The sequence below is a fragment of the Rhizobium mesoamericanum STM3625 genome, from assembly GCF_000312665.1.
In the GTDB taxonomy this organism is placed as follows: domain Bacteria; phylum Pseudomonadota; class Alphaproteobacteria; order Rhizobiales; family Rhizobiaceae; genus Rhizobium; species Rhizobium mesoamericanum.
Genome location: NZ_HF536772.1, coordinates 1 through 10875, shown reverse-complemented (window position 1 = coordinate 10875; position 10875 = coordinate 1). Strand labels below are relative to the sequence as shown.

The 10875-nt window shown below is 58.8% G+C and carries 9 protein-coding genes; all 9 read right to left on the bottom strand.

Annotated features, from left to right (window positions below; translation table 11 throughout):
• Positions 1–204: 204 nt before the first annotated feature.
• Entirely contained in the window at positions 205–3309 is a 3105-nt protein-coding gene (locus BN77_RS00095; RefSeq protein WP_007527171.1) for an efflux RND transporter permease subunit, read from the bottom strand.
• Positions 3310–3352: 43 nt separating this feature from the next.
• Entirely contained in the window at positions 3353–4570 is a 1218-nt protein-coding gene (locus BN77_RS00090; protein ID WP_007527169.1) for an efflux RND transporter periplasmic adaptor subunit, read from the bottom strand.
• 133 nt (positions 4571–4703) lie between these two features.
• A complete protein-coding gene (locus tag BN77_RS00085) occupies positions 4704–5306 on the bottom strand; it encodes a TetR family transcriptional regulator (RefSeq protein ID WP_007527167.1) in 603 nt (200 codons plus the stop codon).
• Positions 5307–5408: 102 nt separating this feature from the next.
• Complete coding sequence (locus tag BN77_RS00080; protein WP_040677471.1) at positions 5409–6353, bottom strand: phosphoribosylaminoimidazolesuccinocarboxamide synthase; 945 nt, start codon at positions 6351–6353, stop codon at positions 5409–5411.
• Between the two features lie 81 nt (positions 6354–6434).
• Positions 6435–8186 (bottom strand): SLC13 family permease, encoded by a 1752-nt coding sequence (locus BN77_RS00075; protein WP_007527163.1) that lies wholly within the window; start codon positions 8184–8186, stop codon positions 6435–6437.
• Positions 8187–8283: 97 nt separating this feature from the next.
• Positions 8284–8979, bottom strand: coding sequence for a phosphoribosyltransferase (locus BN77_RS00070; protein WP_007527161.1), 696 nt, complete (start codon positions 8977–8979; stop codon positions 8284–8286).
• A gap of 4 nt (positions 8980–8983) precedes the next feature.
• The gene (locus BN77_RS00065) at positions 8984–9790 is read right to left on the bottom strand and encodes a pseudouridine synthase (protein WP_007527159.1); all 807 of its coding nucleotides are present in this window, start codon (positions 9788–9790) and stop codon (positions 8984–8986) included.
• 179 nt (positions 9791–9969) lie between these two features.
• Positions 9970–10176: a Clp protease/crotonase-like domain-containing protein gene (locus BN77_RS31750; RefSeq protein WP_028749585.1), complete on the bottom strand. Its 207-nt coding sequence runs from the start codon at positions 10174–10176 to the stop codon at positions 9970–9972.
• A gap of 138 nt (positions 10177–10314) precedes the next feature.
• Complete coding sequence (locus BN77_RS00055; protein WP_007527157.1) at positions 10315–10650, bottom strand: hypothetical protein; 336 nt, start codon at positions 10648–10650, stop codon at positions 10315–10317.
• Positions 10651–10875: the final 225 nt, after the last annotated feature.

The window sequence follows — 10875 nt, the reverse complement described above, 5'->3', positions numbered from 1 at the left end:
CGCGAGCAGAAGCAGAAGTGCCGGAGAGGCAAAGCGAAAAGATGCCATTAAAAATCTTCCTGTAACTCGACCAAACTATTCTTGTCAGAAGCCTTCATGCTTCGCTATCGGCCGCGCTTCGCTCATACGAGAAACACCATCCCGAAGCAGTCGGCGGCAATGTAACAACGAGTCTCATTTTCTCACAGTGCATTTATACAACACTCACGCTTCATTTTTTTGCGCCCGCGAGAAGATGCGGCGAATGACAACGAAGAATGAGGGCACGAAGAAAATACCAAGAGCCGTTGCTGCAAGCATCCCGCCAAGCACACCAATACCGATTGCGTTCTGCGCTGCCGAACCTGCTCCGGTTGCGATTGCCAGCGGCACGACACCCAGAATGAAGGCAAGTGATGTCATGATGATGGGGCGCAGGCGCAGGCGCGCCGCCTCGAGAGTCGCCTCGAACAGCCCCATTCCTGTTTCCATTCGGTCCTTCGCAAATTCCACGATCAGGATCGCGTTCTTCGCCGCTAGACCTATGGTCGTCAGCAGGCCAACCTTGAAGTAAACGTCGTTCGCTTGGCCAAAGAGGGTTGCGGCGGCGAGAGCCCCGAGCACGCCAACCGGCACAGCCATGATGACCGAAAACGGAATCGACCAGCTTTCGTAAAGCGCTGCCAGGCAGAGGAAGACGACAAGCACGGAGATAGCATAGAGCATCGGTGCCTGCGAACCGGACAAGCGTTCCTGGTAGGAGATGCCCTGCCAGGCCACCGTGTAGCCGCCGCCCAATTGTTCCGTCAGCGATTCCATTTCGTTCATTGCGTCACCCGAGCTCACGCCCGGCGCCGATGCGCCGTCAAGCGGGATGGCACTTACTGCGTTAAAGCGGGCGAGCGTCGGGGCGCCCTTGACCCATTCAGTGCGGGTGAAGGCCGAGAAGGGTACCATCTCACCACTCGAGTTGCGCGCATACCAATGGTCCAGATCGTCCGGCTGCATGCGGAACGGCGCGTCACCTTGCACGTAGACCGGCTTGATCTCGCCGTTCAGTGTGAAGTCGTTCACGTCGCGGCCGGTAAAGATGACCGACAACATCGAGTTGACCGCGGTGATATCGACGCCCATCGCGCCAATCTTCTCCTGGTCGATGACAATCTTCATTTGCGGCTCGACTTCCTTGTTGTTGCTACGCAGTGCAACGACCTTGCCGCTGGAGTTTGCGGCCTGGATCAAGCGCTTCGAGGCCGCGTCCAGAGCGTCGGTGCCATGACCGCCGGTGTCGACAAGATACATGGAGAAGCCGCTAGAGACGCCGAGACCCTGGATCGCGGGTGGCAGCAGCGCGAAGACCTGCGCTTCACGGAAGGTGAAGAACGTCTTGAGTGCACGTGTCACCACGGCCTGCGCATGCAGGTTGGGATCGGTCCGCTCGGAGAAGTCCTTGAGCTTGGTGAAAACGATGGCGCTGTTCTGGCCAGAACCATTGAAGCCAAAGCCAAGCGCGCCAAAGACGGACTGCACGGCGTCTTTCTCGTTCTCACGGTAGTATTTCTCGACTTTTTCGACGACGGCCTGGGTCTGCTGCGTCGTTGATCCCGGAGGTGTGGTGACGATCGTCAAGAGAACGCCCTGGTCTTCCTGCGGAAGGAACGAGCTTGGCAGGCGATTGAACAAGTAGGCGCAGCCGACGCCGATCAGGACGAAGACCAGCATGACGCGGATCGGCCGCTTCAGCAGGTAGCCGATGCTCCGGACATAGCCGTTGGTAGAACGCGTGAAGTTGCGGTTGAACCAGTCGCCTATCCGGTGCTTCTTGTGGTCGGTCACCGGCTTCAGCATGGTCGCGCAAAGCGCCGGTGTCAGGACGATCGCAACCAGGGCCGAAAGCAGCATCGCGGAGACGATCGTTATGGAGAACTGGCGATAGATAATGCCGGTCGAACCGCCAAAGAACGCCATCGGGATGAACACGGCGGTAAGGACGAGCGCGATACCAACGATGGCGCCGGTGATTTCACCCATCGACTTCTCTGTCGCTTCGAGGGGAGACAGCTTCTCTTCCGTCATGATGCGCTCGACATTTTCGACGACGACGATCGCGTCATCGACGAGAAGGCCGATCGCTAGCACCATGGCGAACATCGTTAATGTATTGATCGAATAACCCGCCATGGCGAGAATGCCGAACGTCCCTAACAGAACCACTGGCACGGCGATTGTTGGAATAAGCGTCGCCCTAAGGTTCTGCAGAAAGACCAGCAATACGATGAAGACGAGAACGATGGCTTCGATCAGCGTGTGGACGACCTTCTCGATCGACAGTTTGACGAACGGTGTGGTGTCGTACGGATAGGTGATTTCCACACCTTCCGGCAGGCCGCGACCGATCGTGTCAAGGGCGGAACGTACACGGGCTGCCGTATCGATAGCATTGGCACCGATGGCGAGGTTGACGGCAAAGCCACTCGACGGCTGGCCGTTGTAGCGGGAGGAGCCGCCGTAACTTTCCTGGCCAATCTCGATGCGCGCTACGTCACTGAGGCGGACGGTGGAACCGTCCTTTTCAACCTTCAGGATGATGTGCTCGAAGTCTGAAACGGTGGTGAGCTGGCTCTGCGCGGTGATGGTCACGTTGAGCTGCTGACCCTCGACTGAGGGCTGCGCACCGAGCGATCCAACGGAAACCTGGGTATTCTGCGCTTCAATTGCTGACGTAACGTCGCCGGTTGTAAGCTGGTATTTGAGCAGCTTGTACGGATCGAGCCAGACGCGCATGGCGTAACCGGAGCCGAAGATGTTGATGCTGCCAACGCCTTCCAGCCGCTGGATCTGATCTTCGATGGACGTCGACATGATGTTGCCGAGGTCCACGGAATTGCGCTTGCCGTCCGTTGAAACGAGTGAGCCTACGAGCAGGATACTCGAGGTCGAGCGGGTGACGCTGATACCGGCGTCAATGACGTCGCTCGGCAGCTGGGACTGGACCAGCTGGAGCTTGTTCTGGACCTGAACCTGCGCGATATCGGGGTCGGCGCTGGTGCCGAAGGTCAGCGAAATGCTCGCAGACCCGGTCGACGAGGTCGAGGTCATGTACGTCAGGTCGTCGAGGCCGGTCATGCCGTCTTCGATGATGGTCGTCACCGATTTTTCGACGGTTTCAGCGCTCGCCCCGCGATAGGTCGCGTTGATGCGCACGGTCGTCGGCGCGATATCAGGATATTGCGATATCGACAGCGTGAAGATTGCGAGCAAGCCCGCGAGCATGATCGTGATCGCGATGACCCAAGCAAAAATCGGGCGTCGGATGAAAAACTTGGCCATTGGCTTACTGTTCCTGTGCGGCTCTGATCACGGTTCGTCGCGGTTACTTCGCGGCGGGCTTCTGTGCTTCACCGGATGCGGCCTGCTCAGTAGGCACAACGATGCCCCTATCATTGATTTTCATCGGCATTGGCTTAACGGGCATGCCTGCCGAAATCGACTGGAGGCCGCTGACGATCAGCTGGTCGCCGTGGTTGATGCCCTCGGTCACGAGCCAGGCATTGTTGGAAGGCGATGCGTTTTCGAAGATGCGGGTTTCGACTTTGCCATCGGCTGAGACGAACTGTGCGGTCAGCTCGCCGTTTGCATTGCGGCTGGTGGCAAGCTGCGGCAGCGCGTAACCGACCTCCGCGCCGAGCTCGAGCGTCGCGCGCACGTACATGCCGGGGAGGATAACATGGTCGGGATTTGGGAAACGTACACGAATAATAAAGGTGCCGGTCGTCTCGCTGACCACGGACTTCGACATATCGAGCGTGCCCTTCTGGTCATATTCCTTGCCGTTTTCCAGGATCAGACGGAAGGCGGCGTTGCCGGCATTGCCCTTGACCTCTCCGCTTCTGATCGCCTCGCGAAGCCGCAGCAGGTTGGTGCTCGACTCCGTCAGCAGGATATAGACGGGATCCAGCTGACGTACGGTCGTGAGTGCAACCGTTTGGTTGGCCGCGACGACGTTTCCGACGTTATATGCGGTCTGGTCGATTACGCCATCGAATGGTGCAATGATTTTCGTATGGTCGACATCGATTTCGGCGGCGGTCAGGGCTGCTTTCGCGGATTCGACCTCGGCCTGCGCTTGCAGAAGGTTGGTGCGCGCCGTCTCAAGCTCGATCTGCGTCGCGCCTGAACCGACAAGACGCTGATAGCGATCGAAATTGCTTTGCGCGCTCGGAACACTGGCTTCTGCCTTGGCGATCGCGGCGCGTGCCTGCGCGGCGGTTGCCAGATAGGGGGCATCTTCGATCTGATAGAGAACGTCACCCTTCTTGACTTCGCCACCTTCCTTGAAGGGGATCTCCTCGATGATGCCGCTCACCTGCGGGCGAATATCGGCAATCTGCGAAGCTTCGGCACGGCCCGGCAGAATCGTGGTGATGGGGAAGCTCGCCTTTGTCAGCGATATGACTCCAACCGGGGTCGCCTGTTGAGCGGCCGCACCCGCTGAACCGGCCGCCCCTTGCTTGTTACCGCTGTCGCTGCACGCAGCAAGCACGCTGCCGATGGCAAGAGCGGTAGAAACGAGGAAGATGCGCCGTATCATATGGAATTCCTTGTGCGGTGGCGTCCGAACTGATGACCATCAACAACGAGGCCGTTCATCGATCCAGAATCACGTGCCACTGATCCGAATTTAAGAAACACTTTACGAAGTGACGTAAGTTAGAAATCGTCACTTAGCAAGCGCTATTTTGCAGTGCGGCATCGACGAAATTGACGATCTGCTCTGCGCGGCGGACAAGTGTGTCCTTGTCATCACGAGCGATCAGAACGGGATGGAGGACGCTCGCCAAAACATCGGCAACGGTACCGGCGGCATCTTCCGGGGTGCTGCAATGGTAGCGTCCCGCAGCGACACCTGCTCGTATTATATCGTCCAGCTTCCGAACGATGCGCTCCCGGTATCGAATGCCGGCCTCGAGCTTGGCCTGCACCGTCATCAGGACCATTTCAAAGATGTAGGGGTTCTGCTGGATGTCCTGCAGGTGGCTGTCGAGCAGGCGCAACACGAAGCGCAGCAGCTGCTCGTTTGGCGGCAATTCATCGTCAAAGGCCGCGAAGCGATCTGCCACGTCACCCAGGTGGCGTTCCGCAATCGCATCGACGAGGGCAGTTTTTGAACGGAAATGTTTGAAGACGTTGGCAGGCGACATGCCGAGCGTGGCGGCAATGTCGGCGATCGAAACGGCGACGAAACCGCGTTGGCGGAACAACAATTCTGCCATGGACAGAATGTCTTCGCGGGTCTCTTCGGCCTTGCGTCTTGGCCTGCGTGCCATCCATTTCCCCCGCCGGCCCGAGGCCGCCACCCAGTATTGCAGATGCTAGCGCCACCGACAGAAAGCCTGCAACCAATGTTGCAGGCTTTCTGTCCGGCGAGCTTAAGTGAAGTAGGCGGAGAGATTCTTGCGGATGCGCTCGACCGGCGTTGCTCCGCTGTCGTCGGGAACGAACCGTTGCGCCGTGATGCTCTCGTAGGCCTTGATATAGACCTCAGAGGTCTGCTGGATCAGCTCGACAGGAATTTCTGGGATTTCGTCCTTGTAAGGATCGCAGCGTTCCGCGACCCAGGCGCGAACAAAGTCTTTGTCGAAGCTTGTCGGGCGCGTTCCTGTCTCGAAACTTGGCTGGTAGCTGTCGGCGAGCCAGTAGCGGCTGCTGTCAGGTGTGTGAATTTCGTCTGCGAGAATGATGTTGCCGCTCGCGTCCGTGCCAAACTCGTATTTAGTGTCCACGAGGATGAGCCCCCGCTGCGCCGCGAGTTCCTGGCCACGCGCGAAAAGTGCTAGCGCGTAACGCGAAAGCGTATCCCATTGCTCCTTGGTCAGAAGCCTCCGCTCGACGATTTCGGCAGGCGTCAGCGGCTCATCGTGGCCGCCGTCGAATTCCTTGCTGGTGGGCGTAATAACCGGCGTTGGAAGTTTCTGGTTGTCGCGCATCCCGTCCGGCAGTCGCATGCCGTACATCTCGCGCTCACCCTTCTTATAAAGAGTGAGGATCGAGGTTCCCGTCGTGCCGGCGAGGTAACCGCGAACGACGATCTCGACGGGTAGGATATCGAGACGCTTGCCGATGACAACATTCGGATCGGGATAGTCGAGAACGTGATTAGGGCAGATGTCCTTGGTCGCCTCGAACCAATAGCGTGCCGTCTGCGTGAGGACCTGGCCCTTGTAGGGAATGCAGGTGAGAATCCGGTCGAAGGCACTCAACCTGTCTGTGCTGATGATGATGCGGCGGCCGTCCGGCAGGTCATAGTTCTCGCGAACTTTGCCCCGGTAATAGTTGGGGAGCTCTTTGATGTGGGCTTCGGAGAGGATTCGCACGGGCTCGACCATCCTTCTGCGTTGATCGTGACGTTTTCCCTGCTCTAGTTCCATCATCGGGGATGTCAAGCAAACCTGCTCCTAAAGCCAGAAGAGATAGACAAGAAGTAGGGTAAGGCCATAGCTCAACACGGTCAGCGGTGCGCCGGCCTTCAAAAAGTCACTGAAGCGGTAGCTTCCGATCCCCATGGCCAAAGTATTGTTGTGGTGACCGAAGGGCGTCATAAAATCAAGCGAGGCGCCTGCTGCGACGGCGATCAGATAGGTGGATGGAGAGTGATGCCCGGCTGCTGCGAAGGCGACGGCGATGGGGCTCATCACGATCGCGACTGTCGCGTTGTTGACAAAGGGGGTCAGGAGCATCGACAGAAACAGGACGAGCGCGACCCCCACGGTCGGTTCGGTTAGCGATACCAGGGAACCGAGCGCTCCAGCGATCACCTGGGCGGAGCCTGTTGTTGCGACGGCGGAACCGATCGGGATCATCGCGCCAAGCATGATAATGATTGGCCAGTTGAGGTCGCCCATTGCCTGGCGGATGTTTAGGTGCCCAAGGAGCGCCAGAACAAGCACGACGCCCGCAAACGCAATGTCGGGTGTGACGAGTTCGAAGGCCGTCGCAGCGACGCCTGCTGCAAAAATGGCAAAGGGCTGCCAAGATGATGCGGATATTCGGGATGGCGGCTGCGACGCCAGCGGCAGGCACTCGCACTCCTCAAGCGCTTCAGCGATCGCCCGTTGCTCACCTTGCAACACCAGAATGTCACCAATCGACAGCTGCAAATCGCCAAAGCGCCCTTCGATCCGCGGTGAGCGCATCGAGAGGGCTGAGATCGTGACATCGCGGCTGCTGAACACCTCAAGCGAACGCAGTCGCGAGCCAACCAACGTGCTTTCTGGCATGACGACTGCCTCGACATAATCCGCGGCGGTAGTGGCTGCGCTCGGATGTCGCTGCGGAAGCAAACTACCGGATGCTTCAAGCCCGTCAAATACGGTCTCGTCCGCCTCGGCCAACAGCAGATCGCCCGCCTCGACAACCAATCTGTCGGGAGTGCCAAAGACGAATTTGTCATCGCGAACGAGCGTGTGCGGCTGCAGCGAGAAGCGACCCGGCAAGTCTGAGAGCCGCGCTCCGATCAGCAAGGAGCCCGCAGGGATATGTCGTTCCGTGATCCGTCGCCTCGGTGGGGAGACAGGTGCGGCGGAAAACGCCTGTCCGTCTGTCTTCGGAAATAGTCGCGGCGCGAGCCATGCGGTCATGACGATGCCGACGATGGCGACCGGCAGACCGACATAGGCAAAGTCGAAAAGCCGAAAGCCGGTGCCGTTTGCCTCTGCCCAGGCATTGCTGACGAGCATGTTCGCTGGCGTACCGATCAGCGATACGATCCCGCCAAAGAGCGCAGCAAAGGAGATTGGCATAATCAACTGTCGCTTGGGGATCGCGAGCGCGTCACTCACGCGCAGCGTTGCCGGCAAAGCGATTGAAAACGCGCCGATGTCGTTCATGAAGATGGAGATAAAGCCGGTCGCGCCTGACAATGTGGCGATGACCGCGATATCGGAAAACCTGGCCCGTACAAAGAAGTCCGCGAGCTGATCGAAAAGCTGCGCCTGGGCAAGCACTTGCACGATGAGCAGGATCTCGACGACGGTCACAACGACAGGACTGGCAAAGCCGGAGAAGACCTGTTCCGCGGAATAGAGATGAAGGGCATAGCCAGCGAGCAGTCCGGCAATTGCAACCACCTCGATGCGGAAGCGCTCCAATGAAAACAGGACCAGCATCGCGAGCAGAAGGATCAGCAAGGATGCTTGCTCGAACGTCATGGTTTGCCCCGAACCTCAATCCATCGCGAGACTGTAGCGGTTCGGCTCGCGCTGTATAGAGCGAAATGTCGCGATCGCCGCTCCATGTTGCCGGCGCTCAGACTGCTGACCAGCGCCAGGTGCCGGCCTCTGTCATCTCCAGCGTCGGGGTGGAAAAAACGCCCACTGTTCTTTCCCGCCATTGCAGTCCGGCAGCATCAAGGGTCTCGCACCAGCGGCTTGACTGCAGCATCGCGGCACCAATCGCAACGGGCTCGATGCCGCAGCTGGCAAGAAGCTGCAGCCCGGAAACGATCGAGGTACCGCTGGAGATGACGTCGTCAATCAGGGCGACCCGTCGCCCCACCAGCAGTGGCAGCATGCGGGGATCTATAAAGAGACGCTTCTGCTGGGTGGGGGTGGTAATCGACGAGAGCGCCACCGACAGGTCGTCGCGGTACCAGAATTTTCGGGACGTTCCGAGCGGCACATACCGGCTATGGCCCAGTTTCTGCGCTACCGCAGCAGCAAGCGTCAGCCCGAGTGTCGGCAGACCGGCAACAACCTCGACCTGGAAAATCTTGAGCCTCTCGGCCAGAGATTGAGCCAGTACATCGAGAACCTCGAAGCTTGCCTGATTGATGATCAGAGAAGCCAGTGCGTGTTGGCCGTCTGCCAGTGGGCGCACGGGCAGACGAAGCTGCCGCCCGTCGTCCAGCTCGGCGACATAAGATGTCGAGAAATCGCCATCGCTGCAAAAGGTGCCCGGGCTGTCGATCTCCTGCCAAAACTCGTGCGCCGCAAGTTCCGTCATGCACTCAATTCCGTCTTGCCGTTTCCATACCTGCGCTCTGGCGCAGCTCCTTCAATTCCGCATCCGTTAACGCGCGCACCGCACCCTTCGGCAGCTCACCGAGGGCCAGGCCCCCGATCGCAACCCGTACGAGGCGAAGGCATTCGACATCAAGCGCTTCCAGCATGCGGCGGATCTGACGATTGCGGCCTTCATCGAGTTCGACCTCGATCCAGGCGTTCTTGTCGCCGCTCCTCAAGAGCGTCGCGGATGTTGCCTTCAGGACTTCGCCATCATGACGGACGCCGTAGGTCATCGCAGCGAGCATCTCGCTGTCCATCATCCGGTTGACCTGAACATGGTAGGTCTTGGTGACATGGGTGAGGGGATCAAGCAACGCCTGTGCGAAGAGGGTATCGTTGGTAAAGAGCAGCAAGCCTTCGCTCGCCTTGTCCAATCGCCCGACCGGCGAGAGATGTGGCGCTTGAAAGTCGTTGAGGCAGTCGTAGACGGTCGGCCGGCCTTCCGGATCATCACGCGTCGTTACCAGCCCTCGGGGCTTGTTCAGCATCAGGTAGATCTTCGCCTCGGCGATCACATCCGCGCCGTCGACACGGATCTTGGCCGATGCCAGGTCTATCCATGCGGAGATGTCGGTGACTTTGCGGCCATCGACCGAGACGCGCCCTTCCAGGATCAGCCGCTCAGCCTGCGTCCGCGAGCAATGGCCGAGCTTTGACAGCGCACGCGGCAGCGTTACCCGCTTGCTGGGCGTTTCGCCGTCCGCTCTTGCGCGCTCGCGTGATTTCTGAGGTGAGCGCCGTTGCCTCACTCTGTTTTATCCCGTCAGTTCCGTTGATCAGGTTCTGGCACGAACACTGTCTTGATGCCAGCAAGACGCGGACAAAACGCGGGGAAAAATAAGACGCCTAAGATGGAGAGGCTGAAAAAACCTCAAGAAGCCAGACGGCGCTTTGCGCGCCGCCTCGTATTTGGGGGAGATCGCAAGCCCTAGTGGCAAGCCATGAAGCCGGCGAGTTCCTGGCGGCTGATAACGACACCCGCGGCTGCTTTGGCGGGGTCTGGGTGAGTATAGGCAAGGCACGGCAGTTCAGGCAATTCAAGGGCTTGGCGCATATTCATGATGCCGACTGCCCTGCGGCCGTTGACGCCATCAACACTAACTTCGACTATAAAATGCGCTTTCTGGTTCTCCATGAATAGTCCTCCCGCCCATTTTAGCCGCAGCTTATAACGACTAAACTTGGTTTTTCTGAGACCAAAGTATTACGAGCCGCATTGACTTTCAGATCATGCGGCTCGTGACAAAAACGGAGGTTTTCCGCCGGCGCTGTATCAACGCCACCAGTGCTGGGGCGGCTGCTGGCTGCCGCTAAAGAGATAGCCGGCTAGAAAACCGATCGCACCGGCGAGCGCCAGCGCAGTCGTCGTCGCAGCCGCATGCTCGCGGGCTGCACCTGCCGCGGCCATTCCTTCGGCCCGGATCTGGGCGACGGCGCCCTTTGCGCGGGGGAGGGCGTCCTCATAGGCCTTGCCGGCACGGTCGCGCACTTCATAATAGGCTTCTGCACCCTGCGCCGAGATCATCTTTTGCAGGCGAGATACTTCTTGCTGGAGGGAAGCGATATCTTTGCTGACGGAGGCTCTGATGTCATCGGTGGTGGCAGCCATGTCTCTCTCCTTTCCATATACACGAACGAGAACTCGAAAGAGCTGCGGTAGGTTCCGGCCGATCGGACTACGGAACGTTAGGGCAAATGATCCTGTTTGGCGGAGTTTCAACCCTAAAAAACCACTTTTGCGCAGCACGGCTGGAGCAAAAAGACGGCGGAGGCTTCGATTTTTGATCATGCGAGAAAGGATTTTCACCCCACGCAGGAGGACGGCAGGCGCCGC

Bases quoted from the DNA above. Each gene is read 5' to 3' on its own strand.
- BN77_RS00095 (WP_007527171.1), bottom strand. From the start codon at position 3,309: ATGGCCAAGTTTTTCATCCGACGCCCGATTTTTGCTTGGGTCATCGCG.
- BN77_RS00090 (WP_007527169.1), bottom strand. From the start codon at position 4,570: ATGATACGGCGCATCTTCCTCGTTTCTACCGCTCTTGCCATCGGCAGC.
- BN77_RS00085 (WP_007527167.1), bottom strand. From the start codon at position 5,306: ATGGCACGCAGGCCAAGACGCAAGGCCGAAGAGACCCGCGAAGACATT.
- BN77_RS00075 (WP_007527163.1), bottom strand. From the start codon at position 8,186: ATGACGTTCGAGCAAGCATCCTTGCTGATCCTTCTGCTCGCGATGCTG.
- BN77_RS00070 (WP_007527161.1), bottom strand. From the start codon at position 8,979: ATGACGGAACTTGCGGCGCACGAGTTTTGGCAGGAGATCGACAGCCCG.
- BN77_RS31750 (WP_028749585.1), bottom strand. From the start codon at position 10,176: ATGGAGAACCAGAAAGCGCATTTTATAGTCGAAGTTAGTGTTGATGGC.
- BN77_RS00055 (WP_007527157.1), bottom strand. From the start codon at position 10,650: ATGGCTGCCACCACCGATGACATCAGAGCCTCCGTCAGCAAAGATATC.